The sequence below is a fragment of the Rhodanobacter thiooxydans genome (assembly GCF_030291135.1).
In the GTDB taxonomy this organism is placed as follows: Bacteria; Pseudomonadota; Gammaproteobacteria; order Xanthomonadales; family Rhodanobacteraceae; genus Rhodanobacter; species Rhodanobacter thiooxydans_A.
In genome coordinates this window covers 1,816,403-1,838,575 of record NZ_CP127409.1, presented here as the reverse complement: position 1 = coordinate 1,838,575, position 22,173 = coordinate 1,816,403, and the positions used below count along the sequence as shown (strand labels likewise).

At 65.7% G+C, this 22,173-nt stretch carries 19 protein-coding genes; 14 read left to right on the top strand and 5 right to left on the bottom strand.

Annotated features, from left to right (window positions below; translation table 11 throughout):
- The first annotated feature begins 34 nt into the window (after positions 1-34).
- From dnaK to dapB, 3 genes are all read left to right on the top strand, one after another.
- Positions 35-1,954: a molecular chaperone DnaK gene (gene dnaK / locus QQA13_RS08270; protein ID WP_108472849.1), complete on the top strand. Its 1,920-nt coding sequence runs from the start codon at positions 35-37 to the stop codon at positions 1,952-1,954.
- Between the two features lie 130 nt (positions 1,955-2,084).
- Positions 2,085-3,212 (top strand): molecular chaperone DnaJ, encoded by a 1,128-nt coding sequence (gene dnaJ, locus QQA13_RS08265; RefSeq protein ID WP_108472848.1) that lies wholly within the window; start codon positions 2,085-2,087, stop codon positions 3,210-3,212.
- A 51-nt stretch (positions 3,213-3,263) separates the two neighbouring features.
- Entirely contained in the window at positions 3,264-4,064 is an 801-nt protein-coding gene (gene dapB / locus QQA13_RS08260) for a 4-hydroxy-tetrahydrodipicolinate reductase (protein ID WP_108472847.1), read from the top strand.
- Positions 4,065-4,197: 133 nt separating this feature from the next.
- Here the strand turns inward: dapB and QQA13_RS08255 are convergent, their stop codons facing one another.
- Positions 4,198-4,893 (bottom strand): 2OG-Fe(II) oxygenase, encoded by a 696-nt coding sequence (locus tag QQA13_RS08255; protein WP_108472846.1) that lies wholly within the window; start codon positions 4,891-4,893, stop codon positions 4,198-4,200.
- 214 nt (positions 4,894-5,107) lie between these two features.
- Between QQA13_RS08255 and carA the strand changes: the two genes are divergently transcribed.
- The 3 genes from carA to greA are packed head-to-tail and all read left to right on the top strand — an operon-like array spanning position 5,108 to position 9,937.
- Entirely contained in the window at positions 5,108-6,235 is a 1,128-nt protein-coding gene (carA, locus tag QQA13_RS08250) for a glutamine-hydrolyzing carbamoyl-phosphate synthase small subunit (RefSeq protein ID WP_108472845.1), read from the top strand.
- 1 nt (position 6,236) lies between these two features.
- Positions 6,237-9,464, top strand: a complete 3,228-nt coding sequence (carB, locus tag QQA13_RS08245) for a carbamoyl-phosphate synthase large subunit (protein WP_108472844.1) — start codon at positions 6,237-6,239, stop codon at positions 9,462-9,464.
- Positions 9,461-9,937 carry a transcription elongation factor GreA gene (gene greA / locus QQA13_RS08240; RefSeq protein ID WP_108472843.1) on the top strand — a complete coding sequence of 159 codons (477 nt, stop codon included), beginning with the start codon at positions 9,461-9,463 and terminating at the stop codon, positions 9,935-9,937. The genes carB and greA overlap by 4 nt, the downstream gene beginning before the upstream one ends.
- Positions 9,938-10,040: 103 nt before the next feature.
- On the opposite strand, the gene ykgO is transcribed toward greA, so the two are convergent.
- The 4 genes from ykgO to QQA13_RS08220 all read right to left on the bottom strand — a co-directional run bounded on the left by ykgO (position 10,041) and on the right by QQA13_RS08220 (position 13,763).
- Positions 10,041-10,166, bottom strand: a complete 126-nt coding sequence (ykgO, locus tag QQA13_RS08235) for a type B 50S ribosomal protein L36 (RefSeq protein WP_091238229.1) — start codon at positions 10,164-10,166, stop codon at positions 10,041-10,043.
- Positions 10,167-10,229: 63 nt separating this feature from the next.
- On the bottom strand, positions 10,230-11,141 hold the full coding sequence (locus QQA13_RS08230; RefSeq protein ID WP_108472842.1) for a LysR family transcriptional regulator: 912 nt from the start codon (positions 11,139-11,141) through the stop codon (positions 10,230-10,232).
- A 258-nt stretch (positions 11,142-11,399) separates the two neighbouring features.
- Entirely contained in the window at positions 11,400-13,418 is a 2,019-nt protein-coding gene (locus QQA13_RS08225; protein WP_108472841.1) for an NADPH-dependent 2,4-dienoyl-CoA reductase, read from the bottom strand.
- Positions 13,419-13,505: 87 nt separating this feature from the next.
- Positions 13,506-13,763: an acyl-CoA-binding protein gene (locus QQA13_RS08220; protein ID WP_108472840.1), complete on the bottom strand. Its 258-nt coding sequence runs from the start codon at positions 13,761-13,763 to the stop codon at positions 13,506-13,508.
- 112 nt (positions 13,764-13,875) lie between these two features.
- Here QQA13_RS08220 and cmk point away from each other — a divergent pair, with 112 nt between their 5' ends.
- From cmk to galU, 8 genes are all read left to right on the top strand, one after another.
- The gene (gene cmk / locus QQA13_RS08215; protein WP_199909879.1) at positions 13,876-14,556 is read left to right on the top strand and encodes a (d)CMP kinase; all 681 of its coding nucleotides are present in this window, start codon (positions 13,876-13,878) and stop codon (positions 14,554-14,556) included.
- A gap of 174 nt (positions 14,557-14,730) precedes the next feature.
- Positions 14,731-16,404 (top strand): 30S ribosomal protein S1, encoded by a 1,674-nt coding sequence (rpsA, locus tag QQA13_RS08210; protein WP_007508277.1) that lies wholly within the window; start codon positions 14,731-14,733, stop codon positions 16,402-16,404.
- 76 nt (positions 16,405-16,480) lie between these two features.
- Positions 16,481-16,780: an integration host factor subunit beta gene (locus tag QQA13_RS08205; protein ID WP_108472839.1), complete on the top strand. Its 300-nt coding sequence runs from the start codon at positions 16,481-16,483 to the stop codon at positions 16,778-16,780.
- 168 nt (positions 16,781-16,948) lie between these two features.
- Complete coding sequence (locus QQA13_RS08200; protein WP_108472838.1) at positions 16,949-17,197, top strand: lipopolysaccharide assembly protein LapA domain-containing protein; 249 nt, start codon at positions 16,949-16,951, stop codon at positions 17,195-17,197.
- Positions 17,194-18,366, top strand: a complete 1,173-nt coding sequence (gene lapB, locus QQA13_RS08195) for a lipopolysaccharide assembly protein LapB (RefSeq protein ID WP_108472837.1) — start codon at positions 17,194-17,196, stop codon at positions 18,364-18,366. Before QQA13_RS08200 ends, lapB begins: the two co-directional genes overlap by 4 nt.
- A 7-nt stretch (positions 18,367-18,373) precedes the next feature.
- Positions 18,374-19,396, top strand: a complete 1,023-nt coding sequence (locus QQA13_RS08190) for an MraY family glycosyltransferase (protein ID WP_108472836.1) — start codon at positions 18,374-18,376, stop codon at positions 19,394-19,396.
- The gene (locus QQA13_RS08185; RefSeq protein ID WP_108472835.1) at positions 19,383-21,281 is read left to right on the top strand and encodes a polysaccharide biosynthesis protein; all 1,899 of its coding nucleotides are present in this window, start codon (positions 19,383-19,385) and stop codon (positions 21,279-21,281) included. The genes QQA13_RS08190 and QQA13_RS08185 overlap by 14 nt, the downstream gene beginning before the upstream one ends.
- Positions 21,278-22,153 (top strand): UTP--glucose-1-phosphate uridylyltransferase GalU, encoded by an 876-nt coding sequence (gene galU, locus QQA13_RS08180; RefSeq protein ID WP_108472834.1) that lies wholly within the window; start codon positions 21,278-21,280, stop codon positions 22,151-22,153. Before QQA13_RS08185 ends, galU begins: the two co-directional genes overlap by 4 nt.
- Positions 22,154-22,173 lie beyond the last annotated feature (20 nt).

Below are 22,173 nucleotides of genomic sequence, written 5' to 3'. Positions count from 1 at the left end.
CGGGGGCCGCAAGCAAAATTCGGAGAGCAATCACATGGGCAAGATCATCGGCATCGACCTGGGCACGACCAACTCCTGCGTGTCCGTGATGGACGGCAGCACGACCAAGGTCATCGAGAACTCGGAAGGCGATCGCACCACGCCCTCCATCGTCGCCTTCACCAAGGACGGCGAGGTGCTGGTGGGTGCCTCGGCCAAGCGCCAGAGCGTGACCAACCCGAAGAACACCTTCTACGCGGTGAAGCGCCTGATCGGCCGCAAGTTCACCGACAAGGAAGTGCAGAAAGACCTGCACATCGTGCCCTACGGCATCATTGCGCATGACAACGGCGACGCCTGGGTGCAGACCTCCGACGGCAAGAAGATGGCGCCGCAGGAAATCGCCGCGAAAGTGCTGATGAAGATGAAGAAGACTGCCGAGGATTATCTCGGCGAGACGATCACCGAGGCGGTGATCACCGTGCCGGCGTACTTCAACGACAGCCAGCGCCAGGCGACCAAGGACGCCGGCAAGATCGCCGGCCTCGACGTGAAGCGCATCATCAACGAACCGACCGCGGCCGCGCTGGCCTATGGCCTGGACAAGAAGGGCGGCGATCGCAAGATCGCGGTGTACGACCTTGGCGGCGGCACCTTCGACGTGTCGATCATCGAGATCGCCGAGGTCGACGGCGAGAAGCAGTTCGAAGTGCTGGCCACCAACGGCGACACCTTCCTCGGCGGCGAAGACTTCGACATGCGCGTCATCGACTACCTGGTCGAGGAATTCCAGAAGGAGCAGGGCATCGACCTGCGCAAGGACCCGCTCGCGCTGCAGCGCCTGAAGGACGCCGCCGAGCGCGCCAAGATCGAGCTGTCCTCCAACCACCAGACCGACGTGAACCTGCCGTACGTGACGGCCGACGCGTCCGGCCCGAAGCATCTGAACATCAAGCTGACCCGGGCCAAGCTCGAGGCGCTGGTGGAAGACCTGGTCAAGCGCACCATCGAGCCGTGCCGCACCGCGCTGAACGACGCCGGCCTGCGCGTGGCCGACATCGACGACGTGATCCTGGTCGGCGGCCAGACCCGCATGCCGAAGGTGCAGGAAGCGGTGAAGGACTTCTTCGGCAAGGAACCGCGCAAGGACGTCAACCCGGACGAGGCCGTCGCCGTGGGCGCGGCGATCCAGGGCGGCGTGCTGGGGGGTTCGGTCAAGGACGTGCTGCTGCTCGACGTCACCCCGCTGTCGCTGGGCATCGAGACGATGGGTGGCGTGATGACCAAGCTGATCGAGAAGAACACCACGGTGCCGACCAAGGCGTCGCAGACCTTCTCCACCGCCGACGACAACCAGACCGCAGTGACCGTGCACGTGCTGCAGGGTGAGCGCGAGCGAGCCAGCGCGAACAAGTCGCTGGGCAAGTTCGACCTGCAGGGCATCGACCCTGCGCCGCGTGGCATGCCGCAGATTGAGGTCACCTTCGACATCGACGCGAACGGCATCCTGCACGTGTCGGCCAAGGACAAGAAGACTGGCAAGGAACAGAAGATCGAGATCAAGGCCGGTTCGGGCCTGTCCGAGGAAGAGATCGCGCGGATGGTCGCCGACGCCGAGGCGAACAAGGAAGAGGACAAGAAGTTCCACGAACTGGTCGCCACCCGCAACAAGGCGGACCAGCTGGTGCACGCCACCCGCAGCGCGCTGAAGGAGCACGGCGGCAAGGTGCCGGCCGACCAGCTCAGCAGCATCGAGGGCGCGTTGTCCGACCTGGAGAAGGTCAAGGACGGTGACGACAAGGCCGCGATCGAGGCCAAGGTCGAGAAGCTGGAGCAGGTGGCGCAGGCGCTGCACGCCGCTGCGCAGGGTGGTGGCGCGGCCGATGCCGGTGCACAATCCGCACCGGGCGGCTCGGCCCAGCCCGACGACGTGGTCGACGCCGAGTTCACCGAAGTGAAGGACGACAAGAAGTAATCGGCAAGCATTGTCGGCACGGCCGATGAACCAGCCCGTGCCGGGAAACCCCGGCACGGGCTGTCTGTTGATTGGGCATGTGGAACCTACGACTTTGCCGGCCGGTGATGACAGCAGTGTGGATGGATGAATGAGCAAGCGTGACTACTACGAGGTGCTGGGCGTCGAGCGCAGCGTCAGCGAAGCCGAACTGAAGAAGGCCTTCCGCCGACTGGCGATGAAATACCATCCGGACCGCTGCCCGGACGATCCTTCCGCGCAGGACAAGTTCAAGGAGGCCAAGGAGGCCTATGAAATCCTGTCCGACACTTCGAAGCGCGCGATGTATGACCAGCACGGCCACGCTGCCTTCGAAAACGGCATGGGCGGTCGCGGTGGCGCCGGGTTCGGCGACATGGGCGACATCTTCGGCGACATCTTCGGTGACATCTTCGGCCGCAACGGCGGCGGGCGTGGCCGCCCGCGCCGCGGCGCCGACCTGCGCTACATCATCGAGCTGAACCTGGAAGAGGCTGTGTTCGGCATCAGCCGGCAGATCGAAGTGCCGACCCAGGTCAACTGCCAGCATTGCAACGGCAGCGGCTCGGAGGACGGCAAGGTCAGCAAGTGCAAGACCTGCAACGGCCATGGCCAGGTGCGCATGCAGAACGGCATCTTCTCGATCCAGCAGGCCTGCCCGCACTGTGGCGGCAGCGGCCAGGCGATCGAGAAGCCGTGCAGGAAATGCCATGGCGAAGGCCGCCTGGAAGAAACCCGCACGCTGTCAGTGCAGATCCCCGAGGGCGTCGACAATGGCGATCGCATTCGCCTGAGCGGGCAGGGCGAAGCCGGCCCGGCCGGTGCGCCGGCCGGCGACCTGTATGTGGAGGTGCGCGTGCGCGAACACGACATTTTCCAGCGCGACGGCAACGACCTGTATTGCGAACTGCCGATCCGTTTCTCACAGGCGGCGCTGGGCGCCGAATTGCCGGTGCCCACGCTGGAAGGCGAAGTGCCGGTCAGCATCCCACCGGAAACCCAGACCGGTACCCAGTTCCGCCTGCGCGGACGTGGTGTCAAGTCGGTGCGCAGCAGCCGTCACGGCGACCTGATCTGCCGCGTGGTGGTGGAGACGCCGGTGCGATTGACCAAGCAGCAGCGCGAGTTGCTGGAATCACTGGAAGCCACTTTCGACGGCAGTGACGCGGGCAAGCACACACCACGCGCCAAGGGCTGGGTCGACGGCGTGAAGAAATTCTGGTCCAAGGTCACCGCGTAAATCCCGTCACACGGTTAGCATGTACGGCCCGATCCTTGGAGTGCGCTGCTGATGACCCGCCCCCTTCGTGTTGCCCTTAGCGGCGCTTCCGGCCGCATGGGGCGTGCGCTGCTCGACCTGCTCGGTGAGGACGCCCGTTTCGAACTGGTGCACGCGGTGGTGTCGCCCGGTTCGATCCATGACAGCCAGCCCGTGCCGGGTTTCGCGGCGGCTGCCTTGCGATATGCGCATGACTGGACGCAGGCGCCGCCGATCGACGTCATCATTGACTTCAGCAGTCCGGCCGCGCTGGCGCTGGCGCTCGATCACTGCCTGGCACACGGCACGGCACTGGTCAGCGGCACCACCGGCGTCGACGCTGCGCTCGAAGCACGTCTGGCCGATGCATCCCGGCGCATCGCGATCCTGCGCGCCGCCAACTTCAGTCTCGGCGTGGCGGTGTTGACGCGCCTGCTGCGCGAGGCGGCAGCGGCGCTGCCGGACTGGGATCTGGAAATCGTCGAGGCGCATCACGGCCGCAAGCAGGACGCGCCGTCCGGCACCGCACTGGCGCTCGGCCAGGCGGCAGCGGTGGCACGTCACACTACGCTGGACGCGGCAGCGGTCTACAGCCGGGAAGGTCGCACCGGCGAACGGATCGAAGGCAGCATCGGCTTTGCCGTGGTGCGCGGCGGCGACATCGTGGGCGAGCACACCGCCATGCTGATCGGGCAGGGCGAGCGACTGGAGCTGGCGCATCGCGCCACCGACCGCCTGATCTTCGCGCGCGGCGCCCTGCACGCGGCGCATCGGCTGGCGGACCGGCCAGCTGGCCAGTGGCAGCTGGACGACGTGATCGCCACGTTGCCTTGAGCCATCCCTGTCAGGTCGCGCGCCGGCAGCGGCGCGTGGCGTGCAGCCGGTCGACCGACAAGTCCGGGTGCGACGAGACGGATCGGCAGAGGCACGAAGCCGGCGCGGCCGGCTTCACCAGCGGTCCGTCGCTTCAGTCGGGGTGCGAGGCGTTGCGGTCGCGCCCGGCGCCAAGTTGGGTATCCAGGCGGCCGAACAGTTTCTTGAACGCGCGCGAGAACTTGCCGCGCTTCGTCTTGCGCCGCTTCTCTTCTTCGCTGGTCAGCCAGGCCACCTGGATCACCCGCCGCTCGCCCTCGTAGGGCAGGTGGCCGTGAAAGGAGTTTTCGCAGCGCTTGAACACGGCGAACTCGCCGTAGAGCGGCGCCAGTTCCGGCACCACGACACTGTCGATGTCGTCGATCCTGTGCAGGAAACGCAGGCAGCCGTCGCTGGTGTCCGGCCACTGCGGATTCAGGTAGATCAGAGCGGTGACCACCTTGGACTTGCTGTCGGTATGGATGGTGCCGTGGCGCTTGTTGAGCAGGCGGCACAGCGTCACCAGGGTCGGGTACTGGTCGAGATGGTCGATTCCCAGACGCTGGCCGACGGCGCGGGCAAACGCCGGTGCGGTCATGTTCTCGATCAGCGCATTGACGCTTGGGCCGCAGTCGGCCGGATCGTAGGGAAAGAAGCCGGCGCTGGCGTAGCGCGGAAAGTCCCGATCCAGGTCGCCGCGCAGCTCGTCCGGCAACTGGCCATGCGCCATCATGAACGGAAAAGGCTGGTGCTGAACCGTGGTATCCGGGCGATCAAGGCGGGCGGGATCGAGCAGAACGGCAGCACTCATGGGGCATCGGACTCCGGCAAAATGTGGCCTAGTGTAGCGCCGACCGATCGGCACAAAAGTGCGGAAAATCGCCGGATTCATGTTTCGTAAGGTGGACAGAAACGGCCTTGCCGCTTATCATTTCCACCCGCCCGATTTTCTTTCCTACCAAACTCCACAAGCCAGCAATCGTGCGGCTTGCGGACTTTGCTGCATCCAAAAGGCGGTTACCCTGATGCCTATTCCTGCCCTGCTGGCCCTCGAAGATGGCAGCGTGTTTCACGGTCACGCCGTTGGCGCCCTTGGCGAAACCGTTGGCGAGGTGGTTTTCAACACCGCGATGACGGGCTACCAGGAGATCCTCACCGATCCTTCCTACGCTCGCCAGATCGTGACGCTGACCTATCCGCACATCGGCAACACCGGCATCAATGCCGAAGACGTCGAATCCACTGCGGTGCATGCCGCTGGCCTGATCGTGCGCGACGTGCCGCGCCGGGCCAGCAGCTGGCGCAGCACCGAAAGCCTGTCGGATTACCTGAAGCGCCACGGCACCGTGGCGATCGCCGGCATCGACACCCGCCGGCTGACCCGCATCCTGCGCGACAAGGGCGCGCTGGCTGGCTGCATCGTGGCGGGTGAGCAGGTCGACGCCGGGGCGGCGCTGGCCAGCGCGCGCGCGTTCCCCGGCCTGAACGGGATGGATCTGGCCAAGGTGGTCAGCACCACCCGGTCGTATGTGTGGAACCAGGGTGTGTATGACCTCGACCGCACCACGTTCAATCAGCCCGCGATGCGTTTCAAGGTGGTTGCCTACGACTTCGGCACCAAGCTCAACATCCTGCGCCTGCTCGCCGAGCAGGGCTGCGAGGTCACCGTGGTGCCGGCGCAGACGCCCGCTGCCGAGGTACTGGCGATGAAACCCGATGGCGTGTTCCTGTCCAACGGCCCCGGCGATCCGGCGGCTTGCGATTACGCCATTGCGGCGACCGGCCAGTTCCTCGAGGCGAAGATCCCGCTGTTCGGCATCTGTCTCGGCCACCAGCTGATGGGCCTGGCGCTGGGCGGCAAGACGCTGAAGATGAAGTTCGGCCATCACGGCGCAAACCATCCGGTAAAGGATCTGGACGACGGCCGCGTGCTGATCACCTCGCAAAACCATGGTTTCGCGGTCGATCCGGCCACGCTGCCGGCCAACGTGCGCGTCACGCACACCTCGCTGTTCGACGGTTCATTGCAGGGTTTCGCGCTGACCGATCGCCCGGCGTTCTGCTTCCAGGGACATCCGGAGGCGAGCCCGGGTCCGCTCGACATCGGCTATCTGTTCAAACGTTTCGCTGCACTGATGCAGGAGGCCCGCTGAAATGGCCAAGCGTACCGATATCAAGAGCATCCTCATCATCGGCGCCGGCCCGATCGTGATCGGCCAGGCCTGCGAGTTCGACTACTCCGGCGCGCAGGCATGCAAGGCGCTGAAGGAGGAGGGCTACCGGGTGATCCTGGTGAACTCCAACCCCGCCACGATCATGACCGACCCGGATACCGCCGACGCGGTCTACATCGAGCCGATCAACTGGCAGACGGTGGAGCGCATCATCGCCAAGGAGCGCCCGGACGCGGTGCTGCCCACGATGGGTGGCCAGACTGGCCTCAACTGCGCGCTCGACCTGGCCGACCATGGCGTGCTGGAGAAATACAACGTCGAGCTGATCGGTGCGAAGCGCGAAGCCATCCGCATGGCCGAGGACCGCGAGCTGTTCCGCGTGGCCATGGCCGAGATCGGGCTGGAATGCCCGAAGGCCGCCATCGCGCGCACCTTCGAGCAGGCGCTGGAAACCCAGGCCAAGGTCGGTTTCCCCACCGTGATCCGGCCCAGCTTCACCCTGGGCGGCTCCGGCGGCGGCATTGCCTACAACCGCGAAGAATTCGAGGAAATTGTCAAGCGCGGCCTTGAGCTTTCGCCGACGAGCGAGGTGCTGGTCGAGGAATCCGTGCTGGGCTGGAAGGAATTCGAGATGGAAGTGGTCCGCGACACCGCGGACAACTGCATCATCGTCTGCTCGATCGAGAACCTCGATCCGATGGGCGTGCACACCGGCGACTCGATCACCGTGGCGCCGGCGCAGACGCTGACCGACAAGGAATACCAGCGCCTGCGCGATGCCTCCATCGCCGTGCTGCGCAAGATCGGCGTGGACACCGGCGGCTCCAACGTGCAGTTCGGCATCAATGCCGAGAACGGCCGCGTGGTCGTGATCGAGATGAACCCGCGTGTGTCGCGTTCGTCTGCTCTCGCCTCGAAAGCGACCGGCTTCCCGATCGCCAAGATCGCTGCCAAGCTGGCAGTGGGCTACACGCTGGACGAATTGAAGAACGACATCACCGGCGGCCTGACCCCGGCGTCGTTCGAGCCGTCGATCGATTACGTGGTCACCAAGATTCCACGTTTTGCCTTCGAGAAATTCCCGACGGCCGATGCGCGCCTGACCACGCAGATGAAGTCGGTTGGCGAAGTGATGGCGATCGGGCGCAGCTTCCACGAGTCGCTGCAGAAGGCCTTGCGCGGCCTGGAGATCGGCAAGACCGGCCTCAATCCGACTGGCCTGGATATCGGCACCGATGACGGGCTGGCCGTGCTCAAGCGGGAATTGCGCGAACCGCGGCCCGATCGCGTGTTCCATCTGGCTGATGCGTTCCGCGCCGGGCTGTCGCTGGAAGAAGTGTTCAACCTCAGCCGGGTCGACCCGTGGTTCCTCGCCGCGTTCGAGGACATCGTGCTGACCGAGGCGGAGGTCACCCGGCAGGGCATCACCGCGCTCGACGCACCGCGCCTGCGCGAACTCAAGCGGCTCGGCTTCGCCGACGCACGCATTGCCGAGCTGCTGAGCACCGACGAGGCCGCGATACGCCATCTGCGCCACACGCTCGGCGTGCGCCCGGTGTACAAGCGGGTGGATTCCTGCGCGGCCGAGTTCGCCACCAGCACCGCCTACATGTACTCGACCTACGAGGAAGAGTGCGAGGCGCTGCCCACCGGTCGCGACAAGATCATCGTGCTCGGCGGCGGACCGAACCGGATCGGTCAGGGCATCGAGTTCGACTACTGCTGCGTGCATGCCTCGCTGGCGCTGCGCGAGGATGGTTATGAAACCATCATGGTCAACTGCAATCCGGAGACCGTGTCGACCGACTATGACACCTCCGACCGCCTGTACTTCGAGCCGCTGACGCTGGAGGACGTGCTGGAAATCGTCCACGTCGAGAAGCCGAAGGGCGTGATCGTGCAGTACGGCGGACAGACTCCGCTGAAACTGGCGCGCGCGCTGGAAGCGGCCGGCGTGCCGATCATCGGCACCAGTCCGGATTCGATCGACCTGGCCGAGGATCGCGAGCGCTTCCAGCACATGATCGAGAAGATCGGCCTGAAGCAGCCACCGAACCGCACCGCGCGCAACGCCGACGAGGCGCTGGCGCTGGCCCGCGAGATCGGCTACCCGCTGGTGGTGCGGCCGAGCTACGTACTTGGCGGCCGTGCGATGGAAGTGGTGCATGACGACGCCGACCTTTCGCGCTACATCCGCGATGCGGTGAAGGTGTCGAACGATTCACCGGTGCTGCTGGACCGCTTCCTCGACCACGCGGTCGAGGTCGACGTGGACGTGATCGCCGATGCCGAAGGCACCGTGCTGATCGGCGGCATCATGGAACACATCGAGGAGGCAGGCGTGCATTCGGGCGATTCGTCCTGCTCGCTGCCGCCGTATTCGTTGAGCGCGGAAATCCAGGACGAAATGCGCCGCCAGGTCAGCGCGATGGCGAAGGAGCTGAAGGTCATCGGCCTGATGAATACGCAGTTCGCGATCCAGGGCGATACGGTATTCATCCTGGAAGTGAACCCGCGCGCCTCGCGCACGGTGCCGTTCGTGTCCAAGGCCACTGGCGTGCCGCTGGCCAAGATCGCCGCCCGCGTGATGGCCGGGCGTTCGCTGGTCAGTCTGGGTGCGACGCGCGAGGTGATCCCGGCGTACTACTCGGTGAAGGAGGCGATCTTCCCGTTCCTGAAATTCCAGAATGTCGACCCGATCCTCGGGCCGGAGATGCGCTCGACCGGTGAAGTGATGGGCGTGGGCCGCAGTTTCGGCGCGGCGTTCGCGCGCGGGCACGAAGCGGCCGGGATCAAGGCACCGACGGTCGGCAAGGCGTTCCTCTCGGTGCGCGACGGCGACAAGGACCGCCTGCTGCCGGTAGCCAGGGAAATCGTGGCGCGGGGCTTCAGCGTGGTGGCTACTGCCGGTACCGCCAGCTACCTGGCCGAACATGGCGTGGCTTGCGAGCGGATCAACAAGGTGCTCGAGGGCCGCCCGCACATCGTCGATCTGATCAAGAATGGCGAGATCGTCTATATCGTCAACACCACCGAGGGCAAGCAGGCGATCGCCGACTCGTTCTCGATCCGGCGCGAGGCGCTGCAGCATCGCGTCACCTATTCCACCACGGTGGCAGGTGCCCGCGCACTCGTGCATTCGCTGGATTTCCACAGCGACGGTGAAGTACACAGCCTGCAGGAACTGCACAAGGAACTCGGCGCATGAGTCGTCCCCCCATCACCAAAGCCGGTGCCGAGCGCCTGCGTGCCGAAATGGAGCGGCTGAAGTCAGTCGACCGCCCGCGCATCATCGCGGCGATTGCCGAGGCCCGTGCCCACGGCGATCTCAAGGAGAACGCGGAGTATCACGCCGCGCGCGAGCTGCAGAGCTTTACCGAGGGTCGCATCGCCCAGCTGGAGGCCTTGCTGTCGACCGCCGAGGTCATCGATATTGCCCGGCTGAATCCGGGCAACCGCGTGGTATTCGGCGCCACGGTGGATCTGGAAGACGAGGACTCCGGCGCTACGGTGACCTACCAGATCGTCGGTGACCTGGAGGCGGACATCAAGCAGCGCCTGATCGCGGTGTCCTCGCCGATCGCCCGCGCGCTGATCGGCAAGAGCGCCGGCGACAGCTTCGAATTCACCGCCCCAAACGGCGTCAAGCACTACGAGATCATCGACGTCCGCTACGAGTGACCGCAGTTCTCCCGGCGCCGGTGGCATCGCCGCCGGAAGCTGGAAGGACGCCCATGAAAAAGGCCGCTCGCGCGGCCTTTTTCATGGCATCGACAGACTGGATTCAGCGCTGGCGAGCCTTGAAACGGGGGTTGCTCTTGCAGATCACGAACACCTTGCCGCGACGACGCACAACCTTGCAGTCGCGATGCCGCGTCTTGGCGGACTTCAACGAGTTAAGCACCTTCACGGCCAGCTCCTGACACTAGACTAAAAAATGTAAGCACGCGAGTATAGCGAGCCGTACGCTTTGTCACAAGTCCGATGCGACGACCGTTTGCGCCACCGTGCTCAGGAATTGCTGCAGGGCGGGGGAGGGGTCGCCGGCCCTGCAGGCCACGGCCAACAGCAGAAAGGCATCAGGATCCTCCAGCGGCACGTAGCAAACCCCGGCCAGGCGCACGGTGCGCATGCTGGCCGGCACCAGGGCCAGCCCCAGGCCGGCCGCCACCAGGGCCAGCAGGCCGTTGATCTGCTGGGCGTGCTGGGTGATTGACGGCTGGAAACCGGCCCGCGTCGCCAGTTTCACCAACCGGTCGTAGAGCGTGGCGGCGAGTTCGCGCGGTTGCGACACGAACGCGTCGCCGGCCACTTCGGCCAGGCGCAGGCTGCTGCGGCCGGCCAGCGGATGCCCGGCGGGCAGCGCCAGCAGCAAGGGCTCGCGATCGATCACACTTATGCGCAGATCGCGGGCGTCCTGCGCATGTACCGGTTCGTCGCGGACAAAGCCGACATCGATCTGGCCGGCGAGCAGGGCGGCGAACTGCGGCTCGGTGTACATCTCGCTGAGCTGCAGGCGCACGTTGGGGGCGATCTGGCCAAAGCGCAGCAGGGCTTGCGGCATGGCTGGATGGAACGAGACCGAGACGGTATAGGCCAGCCGCAACTGGCCGCTGTAGCCCGCGGCGGCAGCCACCACCTGGCTGCGCGCCTCGTCGACCTTGGCCAGGATCTGCCGCGCCTGCTCCAGGAAGACCCGGCCCGGCTCGGTCAGTGCCACGCTGCGTTTGGTGCGCTCCAGCAGGCGCACGCCCAGGTCCTGTTCCAGCGACTGGATCTGCTGCGACAGTGGCGGCTGGGAAAGATGCAGGCGCAGCGCGGCGCGGGTGAAGCTGAGCTCCTCGGCGACGGCCACGAAATAGCGCAACTGGCGAAGGTCAAACATATAGCTATTTCAAATTAATGCGGCGCTAAATATATATTAGATACTTTATTGGGTCGATCATAAAATCACTCTCGTCCCGCCACTTCCCCTCCCCCCTAGTGGCGGCGGCCCTCGCCCCGCAGCGACGCTAAATACGACATCTGGTTCAACTCCCCCCCTGAACCCATGTCGATGCGTCTTCCCTGCGGGGCGCTTTTCTTTCCATGACCGACAGCGCTGCCAGAAGGCGGCGCTGTCGGTGCACCAGCATGCTTGAACCTAGATTTCGCTGGCCACGCGGGTGCCCTGGGCGATGGCGCGCTTGGCGTCCAGCTCGGTGGCCACGTCGGCGCCGCCGATCACGTGCACCTTCATGCCGGCGGCGATCAGTTCGTCGGCCAGCCGGCGGTTCGGTTCCTGGCCGGCACACACCACCACGTGATCGACCGGCAGAGTCTGCGGTTTTCCGTCGACGGTGACGTGCAGGCCATCGTCGTCGAAACGTTCGTAGCCGACTTTGCCCAGCATGGTTACCTGTTTCGCCTTGAGCGTGGCCCGATGCACCCAGCCGGTGGTCTTGTTGAGCCGCGCACCGGGACGACCCTCGCTGCGCTGGAGCAGCCAGACCTGCCGCGCCGGTGCCTCCGGTTGGGGCGGTTGCAGGCCGCTGCGCTGTCGCAACTGCATGTCCACGCCCCATTCGCGGGTCCAGCGGGCGACGTCGGTGGTGGGCGAGGGCGCGTGTTCGACCAGGAACTCGGCCACGTCGAAGCCGATGCCGCCGGCGCCGATGATCGCCACCCTGGCACCTACCGGCCGGTGCCGGGCCAGCACGTCGAGATAGCCCAGCACGCGCGGATCGTCGCTGCCGGGAAAGCTCACCGGGCGCGGCGTGATGCCGGTGGCGATCACCACCTCGTCATAGCCGCCGGCACGCAGCGAGGCGGCATCCGCAACCTGGCCGAGGCGGACCTCGACGCCCGTGTCGTCCAACTGGTGGCGGAAATAGCGCAACGTCTCGTGGAACTCCTCCTTGCCCGGAATCTGCTTGGCGTAGTTGAACTGGCCGCCGATCTCGCTGGCCTGGTCGATCAGGGTCACCGTATGGCCGCGCTCGCCCAGCGTGGCGGCGCAGGCCATGCCGGCCGGACCCGCGCCGACCACGGCGATGCGCTTGCGCACGCTGGCTGGCTCGACCTTCAGCTCGTTCTCGTGGCAGGCGCGCGGGTTGACCAGGCAGCTGGCGCGCTTGTTCTGGAACACGTGGTCGAGGCAGGCCTGGTTGCAGGCGATGCAGGTGTTGATGCGCTCGCTGCGCCCGGCCTTGGCCTTGTTCGCCCAGGCCGGGTCGGCCAGCAGCGGACGCGCCATCGAGACCATGTCGGCCTCGCCTTCGGCGAGGATGCGTTCGGCGACGTCCGGCATGTTGATCCGGTTAGTGGCGACCAGCGGAATCGATACCTCGCCCTTGAGCTTCTGCGTGACCCAGGCGAAGCCGGCGCGCGGCACACTGGTGACGATGGTTGGCACGCGCGCCTCGTGCCAGCCTATGCCGGTGTTGATGATGCTGGCGCCGGCCGCCTCGATCGCCCTGGCCAAGGTGGCGATCTCGCTCCAGTCCTGGCCGCCCTCAACCAGGTCGAGCATCGACAGCCGGTAGATGATGATGAAGTCGCGGCCCACCACCTCGCGCGTGCGGCGCACGATCTCGACCGGAAAACGCATGCGCCGCGCCGCGTCGCCGCCCCAGGCGTCGTTGCGCCGGTTGGTACGCGCGGCGATGAACTCGTTGATCAGATAGCCTTCCGAGCCCATCACCTCCACGCCGTCGTAGCCGGCGTCCTGCGCCAGCCGCGCGCAATGCACGAAGTCGCCGATGGTGCGCTCCACGCCGCGCGCGGACAGCGCCCGCGGCGTGAACGGGGTGATCGGCGACTTGATCCTCGACGGCGCCACCGACAACGGGTGATAGCCATAGCGGCCGGCGTGCAGGATCTGCAGGCAGATGCGCCCGCCCTCGGCGTGCACGGCATGGGTGAGCTTGCGATGGCGCGGCTTGTGCCAGGGCATCGTCAGGCGCCCGCCGAACGGTTTCAGCCAGCCCTCGATGCTGGGCGAGATGCCACCGGTGACCATCAGGCCCACGCCGCCGCGGGCGCGTTCGGCGAAATACGCGGCCAGCTTGTCGTAGTCGCGGGCCTTGTCTTCCAGCCCGGTGTGCATCGATCCCATCAGGATGCGGTTGGGCAGGGTGACGTGGCCCAGAGCGAGCGGGGCGAACAGGTTCGGATAATTCATGCGATCCCCACGAGACTCAAACGATCGTATGAATGTGCCGGTGTTCGGCGTTTGAAAGCAAGCGCTGCGTGAGTAGGGCGGCCCGGATCAGGCCAGCAACTGGTAAACCAGCGCAATGTAGCGGCGCATGGCTTCTTCTTCGGGGACGCCGTTCAGCTGCGCCCAGGCCTCGTGCTTGGCGGTACCGACGAAGTCGAAGAAACCCGGCTGGGTACGCTTGAGGTCACCCTCCGAGCCCTGCTTGTAGAGCGCGTAGAGCTTCAGCAAGGTGTCGTTGTCGGGGCGCCTGGCCAATCGCTGGATGTCCTTGGCAGCCTGGTCGAACTCGCGGCGAAGGTCGGTCATAAGGCAGATCGGGCATGGCTTGCAGGCAAGTAGACGGGCTAGATAGCACGCGTCCCCGGTGGGGTCAACGCGGTAAACTGGCTGCTTTCGCCATCATTGTCAGGATCTTTCCATGAGCCATGCCCCCGCTGTCCCCGTACTCACGATCGACGGGCCGTCGGGGTCGGGCAAGGGCACCATCAGCGCGCTGGTGGCCGAGCGGCTGGGCTGGCGGCTGCTGGATTCCGGGGCGCTGTATCGTGCCGTGGGCTACGCCGCCGGCATGGCCGGGCTGGACCTGTCGGACGTGGAGGCGATAACCCGCTGCGCACAGGGCACCAAGATCCATTTTCGCGCGGCCAGCGACGGTGGTGAGACCCGGGTGATCGTCAATGGGCACGACGCCACTGACGAATTGCGCACCGAGACCGCCGGTGCGGCGGCCTCGGCGATCGCCTCGATGCCGCCGGTGCGCGAGGCCCTGGTGGCGCTGCAGCTCGGCTTCCGCAAGGCGCCCGGGCTGGTCGCCGACGGGCGCGACATGGGCACGGTGATCTTCCCGGATGCGGCGTACAAGGTTTTCCTCACCGCGAGCGCCGCCGAGCGGGCGAAAAGGCGCTATAAGCAGTTGAAGGAAAAGGGACTCAGCGTTACACTTGCCGGCCTGCAGCGAGAAATTGAAGCGCGTGACAGCCGCGATGCATCACGCACGGTTGCACCGCTCAAGCCTGCTGAAGATGCCGTGCTGGTGGATACCACCGGGATGGGTATCGACGAGGTCGTCGCGAAAGTATTGGCCGTCGTGCGGTCCTGACTGGATCGCGCGGCGGTTTCTGTGCCCCTGCCGTGGCAGGGGGTTTTGACCAACGGTGCTGACGGTCGGTTCGGAAGGAACCACCCGAAACACCCCCAACCGGTGGACCGGCAAGTTTGTGCGCGCACCCAACCACGTGCATGGCCCAAGGTCTTTTCCCACTATGGAATCAACATGACTGAAAGTTTTGCCGAACTGTTTGAACAGAGCCAGCAGGCCATCTCCAAGCTGAAGCCCGGCGCCATCGTCACCGGCATCGTCGTGGAAATCCGCAACGACGTCGTCGTGATCAATGCAGGCCTGAAGAGCGAAGGCATCGTCCCGATCGAGCAGTTCAAGAGCGAGGACGGCGTGCTGGAGGTGCAGGTTGGCGACGAGGTGAAGGTAGCCCTCGAAGCCCTGGAAGACGGTTTCGGCGAGACCAAGCTGTCGCGCGAGAAAGCCAAGCGCTCGATGGTGTGGGACGACCTGGAGCAGGCGTTCGACAAGGAAGAGACCATCAAGGGCATGATCTCCGGCAAGGTCAAGGGCGGCTTCACCGTCGACATCAAGGATGTCCGCGCGTTTCTGCCGGGCTCGCTGGTCGACGTGCGCCCGGTGCGCGAGCCGACCTACCTCGAGGGCAAGGAACTCGAGTTCAAGATCATCAAGCTCGACCGCAAGCGCAACAACGTGGTGGTCAGCCGCCGTGCCGTCGTCGAGACCGAGTTCTCCGAGGAGCGCGAGAAGCTGCTGGAGCGCCTGACCGAGGGCGCGGTGGTCAAGGGTACGGTCAAGAACCTCACCGACTACGGCGCGTTCGTGGATCTGGGCGGCATCGACGGCCTGCTGCACATCACCGACATGGCGTGGAAGCGCGTGCGCCATCCGTCCGAAGTCGTCAACGTCGGCGACGAGCTGGACGTGCGCGTGCTGAAGTACGACAAGGAGCGCAACCGCGTTTCGCTGGGCCTGAAGCAGCTGGGCGACGACCCGTGGGTCGCCATCGCCCGCCGCTACCCGGTCGGCAGCCGCCTGTTCGGCAAGGTCTCCAACGTCACCGACTACGGCTGCTTCGTCGAGATCGAGCCGGGCGTGGAAGGCCTGGTGCACGTGTCCGAGATGGACTGGACCAACAAGAACGTCAACCCGGCCAAGGTAGTGCAGGTCGGCGACGAGACCGAAGTGATGGTGCTGGACGTGGATGAAGAGCGTCGCCGCATCTCGCTGGGCATCAAGCAGACGCGTTCCAACCCGTGGGAAGCGTTCGCCGCCATGCACAAGAAGGGCGACAAGGTTTCCGGCCAGATCAAGTCGATCACCGACTTCGGCGTGTTCATCGGCCTGGACGGCGGCATCGACGGCCTGGTGCACCTGTCCGATATCTCCTGGCAGATGTCCGGCGAAGACCTCGTGCGCAACTTCAAGAAGGGCGACGAGATCGAGGCCGTGGTGCTGGCGGTGGACCCGGAGCGCGAGCGCATCAGCCTCGGCATCAAGCAGATGGAGCAGGATCCGTTCGGCCAATTCATGGCGGCGAATCCGCGCGGCAGCATCGTCAACGGCACCGTCAAGGAAGTCGATGCGAAGGGCGCCGTGATCGACCTGGGCGAGGGCGTGGAGGGTTACCTGCGCGCCAACGACATCGCCAAGGAGCGCATCGACGACGCCACCCAGCACCTGAAGGTGGGCGACAAGGTCGAGGCCAAGTTCACCGGCATGGATCGCAAGGGTCGCCAGCTGGCGCTCTCGATCCGCGCCAAGGACGAGGAAGACGCGCCCGATACGTCGGTGGATTACTCGTCCGCGGCCAGCGGCACGACCAAGCTTGGTGCGCTGCTCAAGGAGCAGTTCAACAAGGCCGACTGATCGTCGATACCAGCCTGACGCGGGGCGGCGGCCAACGCCGTCGCCCCGTTGTTTCATGTCACGGACATTGGGGCCCATGACTAAATCCGAATTGATCGAGGCGCTCGCCAGGCGCCAGACCCATCTTGCATTCGCGGATGTCGAGATGGCCGTCAAGAGTGTCATCGAGCAGATGAGCCATGCCCTGGCTCACGGCGAACGCATCGAAGTACGTGGTTTTGGCAGCTTCGCGCTGCATTTCCGGCCGCCGCGCATGGGGCGCAACCCCAAGACGGGCGAAGCCGTGGCGCTGCCCGGCAAGCACGTTCCGCACTTCAAGCCGGGCAAGGAATTGCGCGAGCGCGTCAACCAGGATCTGGAGCAGGAGACTGCCTGATATCCCGGCCACCACGCAGGAAAACTGATCGAAGGCAGGCGACGCGAGTCGGTCCTGCCTTTTTGTTGCGCGCGATCCGCAGCGGCCGCGGGCCCGCCATGAATCGTCGCCGCATGCATGATCCATGCAGCCTGTGCCTGTCACGAGCAATCGGGTAAAGTCTCGGCCATGCGACTGCTCGCCATCATCATCCTCGTGATCTTCATCGCCGCCGGCGTCGTGCTGGGCGCGCTCAATGCCGACCTGGTCGGCTACGACTTCGCGTTCGTCCGGCTGCAACTGCCCAAGGGAGCCGCCCTGCTCGGCGCACTGGTGATCGGCTGGCTGCTGGGCGGGCTCACCGCGTGGCTGGGCGTGAGCATGCGCCAGCGCCGCCGGCAACCGCGCGCGGACAAGAAGCTGTCGGCCAGGCCATGAATCTCCTGTATGTGCTGGTTCCGCTGGTGCCGGCTGCATTCGTGCTGGGATGGTGGGCCTCCCGCCAGGCCGGTGCGCGCCGCTCCGGCGCCGAAGTCAGTGAGCTGTCCTCGGACTACTTCCGCGGTCTGAACTACCTGCTCAACGAGGAGCAGGACAAGGCGATCGAGGTCTTCCTCAAGCTGGCCGAATACAACCGCGACACGGTCGAGACCCACCTGGCACTGGGCAACCTGTTCCGTCGCCGCGGCGAGGTGGACCGGGCGATCCGGCTGCACCAGCATCTGGTCTCGCGACCGGGCCTGACCGACGCGATGAAAACGGTAGCCCTGCTGGAGCTGGGCGAGGATTACATGCGCGCCGGCCTGCTGGATCGCGCCGAGGCGCTGTTCTCCGACTTGGTGGCGATGGACGCGCACGCACCGTCGGCGCTGCGCCACCTTATCGCGATCTACCAGCACGAGCGCGACTGGCACAAGGCGATCGAGCACGCGCGGCGGCTGGAGGTGATGACCGGCGAGGACGAGGCGCCGATGATCGCCCAGTTCTACTGCGAGCTGGCCGACCGCTCGCGCCAGCATGGTGCCCGCGCCGAGGCGCGCGACTACCTGCGCCAGGCGTTCGAGTGCCAGCCCGAATGCGTGCGTGCCTTCATGTTGACCGGTCGCCTGCTGTCCGAGGATGGCCAGCATGCCGAAGCAGTGACGGCCTACGAGGCGGCGATCAAGGCCGACATCGCGTTCACCCCGGATATCCTGCCGCCGCTGCTCAACAGCTATGCCCGCTCGCAACAGATGGAGCGTGCCGAGAATTTCCTGCACGACATGCTCGGACGCTACCACGGCGTCTCGCCGGTGCTGGCGCTGACCCACCTGTACCGGCAGCGCGACGGCGAGCGGGCGGCGATCGACTTTCTCACCGCGCAACTGCGCCAGCGGCCGTCAGTGCGTGGGCTGATGGCCCTGATCGACGCCACCATGGACAAGATCCAGGGCGAGGCGCGCGAGAACTTCCTGATCCTGCGCGACCTGACCCGCAAGTTGCTGGAAGGCCAGGCGATGTATCGCTGCAGCCGCTGCGGTTTCGGCGCCAAGGCACATCATTGGCAATGCCCCAGCTGCAAGAGCTGGAGTACGATCCGTCCGATCCACGGTGTCGCCAGCGAGTGAGTGGAGCATGTACCTGACCACGGGATGGTTGCTGGCCAGCTTGTCGATCACCTTGCTGCTGGTGCGTGGCGCGATCGGCTATGCGCACCGGCGCGGCATGCTCGACCAGCCCGGGCAGCGCCGTTCACATCATTTGCCGACCCCGCGTGGCGGTGGCATCGGCATCGTCGTGGCGATGCTGGCCTGTCTGTCCGGCGTGCTGTGGAACCCGCCGGCGGACTGGCCCCCAAGCGTGATCGCCGGTCTTCTCGCCGCGCTCGTTCTGGTGGCGCTGGCCGGCTGGTGGGATGACCATCGCTCGTTGCCGGTCTTGCCGCGGCTGGGTGCCCAGTTGCTGGCAGTCGGCCTGTTTTCGCTGGGCCTGCTGGCCACCGGCCTGTCGTGGTGGTGGCTGCCGGTGTTGCTGCTCGGTGGCGCGTGGAGCATCAACCTGCACAATTTCATGGACGGCATCGATGGCCTGCTGGCGCAGCAGGCCATCTTCGTCGGCGCAGGCCTGGCCGTGCTGGCATGGGCGGCGGCACAACCTGCGCTGGTCATGGCGACGGCGGCTCTTGCGGCGTCGGCGTTGGGTTTCTGGTACTTCAACCGGCCACCGGCTCGAATCTTCATGGGCGATGTCGGCAGCGGCAGCGTCGGCCTGCTGATCTTTGCCTTCAGCGCGATGTTGTGGCGCGTCGAGCCCGCGTTGCTGTGGCCGGCACTGATCCTGTCGTCCGCCTTCGTGGCGGATGCCAGCCTTACCTTGCTGACCCGCATGTGGCACGGGCGGCGCTGGTACACTGCCCATCGCGAACACCTTTACCAGTGGCTGGTGCGCCGGGGGGAAACGCATGCACGGGCGGGCATCGCCTATATGGGCTGGAACCTGCTGGTCGCGGCACCAGCGGCCTGGTTGGCCTGGAGTCATCTGCACATGGCGCTGCCGATTACCATAGCCGTCTATCTTGGAGCGGCAGCCGCCTGGCTGGCGCTGAAACGTCGCTGCCTGCGACGCCATCTGCCCAAGGCATCCCATGTCGCTGCGTAAACTCGTCGGCTTCATCCATCCGCGTATTGCCGTCGTGCTGCACGACCTGGCCATGGCCGCAATCGCCTGGTGGATCGCCAAGCTGCTGCGGTATGCGCTGAAACCCGACGAGATCGTCCATTTCAGCGCGTTCGGATTACCCATCGTGTTGCTGGTTCAGGGGCTGGTCTTCCGCTGGACCGGGCTGTACCGCAGCGTCTGGCGTTTCGCCAGCCTGCCGGATCTGTGGAATATCGTGCGCGCCGTGGTGATCGGCTCGTTGCTCATCGGCGTGTCGCTGTTCCTCTACAACCGGCTGGAGGGCGTGCCGCGCTCGGTGTTGTTGCTCTATCCGCTGGTGCTCGCCGTGCTGCTCGGCGGCCCACGGCTGGCCTATCGCTACTGGAAGGACAGTCGCAACGACCTGCTGCACAACCAGACCGCAAAGCGGGTACTGATCGTCGGCGCGGATCGCGCCGGCGAGATGCTTTCGCGTGACCTGCAGCGCGACAACCGCTACGCCGTAGTCGGTTTCATCGACGACAGGCCCAGCCTGCGCGGCGCCAGCATCAACGGCCACCCGGTGTTGGGGCGCTTCGAGCAGTTGCCCGAGGTTGCCCGTGAAGTGGCAGTCGACATGCTGTTGATTGCGCTGCCGGGTGCATCGACGAACGAGATGCGCCAGGTGGTTGCGCTGTGCGACGCCACCGACCTGCCATACCGGACGGTGCCGCGGCTGGAGGACGTGGTGGCCGGCCGCGCCCAGTTCAACCAGATCAAGGAAGTGGCGATCGAGGACCTGCTCGGCCGCGACACGGTGGAACTGGACTGGACCGCGATCCGCGAAACATTGAGCGGCAAGCGCGTGCTGATCACCGGCGGCGGCGGCTCGATCGGCTCGGAACTGTGCCGCCAGGTCGCCCGACTGGGCGCGCAGTCGCTCGCCGTGGTCGAGCAGAGCGAATACAACCTGTACCGGATCAGCCAGGAACTGCGCGCGCATTTCCCTGAGCTGATCCTCGATGGCATCCTCGCCAACTGCGGCGACCCGGCTGCCATGCGGAAGGCGTTCGCGGAACTCCAGCCGCAGGTGGTGTTCCATGCCGCCGCCTACAAGCATGTCCCGATGCTGCAGGGGCAGCTTCGCGCAGCGTTCCGCAACAACGTGCTGGGTACGCGCACGGTGGCTGATGCGGCCTGCGAAACCGGGGTCGAGTGCTTCGTGCTGATCTCCACCGACAAGGCGGTCAACCCGACCAGCGTGATGGGCGCCAGCAAGCGCATCGCCGAGATCTATTGCCAGAACCTCGATGCGCACGCCGATACCCGCTTCATGACGGTGCGCTTCGGCAACGTGCTGGATTCGGCCGGCTCGGTGGTGCCGCTGTTCCGCCGGCAGATCCGTGACGGCGGCCCGGTCACCGTGACACACCCGGAAATATCGCGCTACTTCATGACCATTCCCGAGGCCTGCCAGCTGATCCTGCAGACCGCGAGCATCGGCAAGGGTGGCGAGATCTTCGCGCTCGACATGGGCGAGCCGGTGAAGATCCGCGACCTGGCCGAGCAGATGATCCGCCTGGCCGGCAAGAAACCGGGCAGCGAGATCCCGATCGTGTACACCGGCCTGCGCGCAGGTGAAAAACTGTTCGAAGAACTGTTCCACCCGCTGGAAAACTACAGCGCCACCGCGCACGCCAAGATCTTCCTGGCGCAACACCGCGAAGTGTCGTGGGAACTGCTGCAGGCGCTGCTGCACAAGGCTGCCGAAGCAGCGAGCGTTTTCGATGAGGAAGAACTTCGCCGCTGCGTATCCAGCCTGCTGCCTTCGTTCCGCTGGAGCGAAACGGTACAGCCGGACAACGTAGTGTCGATCCGCCGCGCCAACCCGGAGATCAATGAGTGAGCAAGCCCCTGCGCAAAGTGGTGTTTCCCGTCGCCGGCCTCGGCACGCGCTTCCTGCCGGCGACCAAGGTGGTCGCCAAGGAAATGCTGCCGGTGCTGGACAAGCCGCTGATCCAGTACGCCGTCGACGAGGCCGTCGATGCCGGTGCCGATACGCTGATCTTCGTCACCAATCGCTACAAGCACGCGATCGCCGACTATTTCGACAAGGCCTACGAGCTGGAATCGAAGCTGCAGGAGAAAGGCAAAGCCGAGCTGCTGGCGCTGGTGCAGGGCACCTTGCCACGGCACGTGCGGGCGATCTTCGTGACCCAGCCTGAGGCGCTTGGCCTGGGCCATGCCGTGTTGTGCGCCAAACCCGTGGTCGGTGACGAACCGTTCGGCGTGATCCTGCCGGATGACCTGATCTGGAATGCCGCCGGCAAGGGCGCGCTGCGGCAGATGGCTGACCTCGCCGAGGCGCAGCAGGCCGGCGTGATCGCGGTGGAGGAAATTCCGCACAGTGACACCGACAAGTACGGCATCGTCGACGCCACGCCGGTCGACGAGCGCAGTGCCCTGATCCGCAGCATGGTCGAGAAACCCAAGCCGGCCGACGCGCCGTCGAACCTGGCCGTGGTCGGGCGTTACGTGCTGCCCGGCCGCATCTTCCAGCTGCTGGAACAGACCACGCCGGGTGCCGGCGGCGAGATCCAGCTCACCGACGCAATCGACGCGTTGCTGAAGGAGCAGGGCAAGGTGCTGGCCTATCGCTTCGAAGGCATCCGCTTCGACTGCGGCAACAAGGCGGGGCTGGTGCGCGCCACCATGCACATGGCGCTGCAGGATCCGAAACTCGCGCCCACCGTGCGAGAGTTCCTCGGCCGGCTTTGAACCGCTGCTGCGCCAGCCAC

Coding starts and splice junctions, on each gene's coding strand:
- dnaK (WP_108472849.1), top strand. CDS start 35: ATGGGCAAGATCATCGGCATCGACCTGGGCACGACCAACTCCTGCGTG.
- dnaJ (WP_108472848.1), top strand. CDS start 2,085: ATGAGCAAGCGTGACTACTACGAGGTGCTGGGCGTCGAGCGCAGCGTC.
- dapB (WP_108472847.1), top strand. CDS start 3,264: ATGACCCGCCCCCTTCGTGTTGCCCTTAGCGGCGCTTCCGGCCGCATG.
- QQA13_RS08255 (WP_108472846.1), bottom strand. CDS start 4,893: ATGAGTGCTGCCGTTCTGCTCGATCCCGCCCGCCTTGATCGCCCGGAT.
- carA (WP_108472845.1), top strand. CDS start 5,108: ATGCCTATTCCTGCCCTGCTGGCCCTCGAAGATGGCAGCGTGTTTCAC.
- carB (WP_108472844.1), top strand. CDS start 6,237: ATGGCCAAGCGTACCGATATCAAGAGCATCCTCATCATCGGCGCCGGC.
- greA (WP_108472843.1), top strand. CDS start 9,461: ATGAGTCGTCCCCCCATCACCAAAGCCGGTGCCGAGCGCCTGCGTGCC.
- QQA13_RS08230 (WP_108472842.1), bottom strand. CDS start 11,141: ATGTTTGACCTTCGCCAGTTGCGCTATTTCGTGGCCGTCGCCGAGGAG.
- QQA13_RS08225 (WP_108472841.1), bottom strand. CDS start 13,418: ATGAATTATCCGAACCTGTTCGCCCCGCTCGCTCTGGGCCACGTCACC.
- QQA13_RS08220 (WP_108472840.1), bottom strand. CDS start 13,763: ATGACCGACCTTCGCCGCGAGTTCGACCAGGCTGCCAAGGACATCCAG.
- cmk (WP_199909879.1), top strand. CDS start 13,876: ATGAGCCATGCCCCCGCTGTCCCCGTACTCACGATCGACGGGCCGTCG.
- rpsA (WP_007508277.1), top strand. CDS start 14,731: ATGACTGAAAGTTTTGCCGAACTGTTTGAACAGAGCCAGCAGGCCATC.
- QQA13_RS08205 (WP_108472839.1), top strand. CDS start 16,481: ATGACTAAATCCGAATTGATCGAGGCGCTCGCCAGGCGCCAGACCCAT.
- QQA13_RS08200 (WP_108472838.1), top strand. CDS start 16,949: ATGCGACTGCTCGCCATCATCATCCTCGTGATCTTCATCGCCGCCGGC.
- lapB (WP_108472837.1), top strand. CDS start 17,194: ATGAATCTCCTGTATGTGCTGGTTCCGCTGGTGCCGGCTGCATTCGTG.
- QQA13_RS08190 (WP_108472836.1), top strand. CDS start 18,374: ATGTACCTGACCACGGGATGGTTGCTGGCCAGCTTGTCGATCACCTTG.
- QQA13_RS08185 (WP_108472835.1), top strand. CDS start 19,383: ATGTCGCTGCGTAAACTCGTCGGCTTCATCCATCCGCGTATTGCCGTC.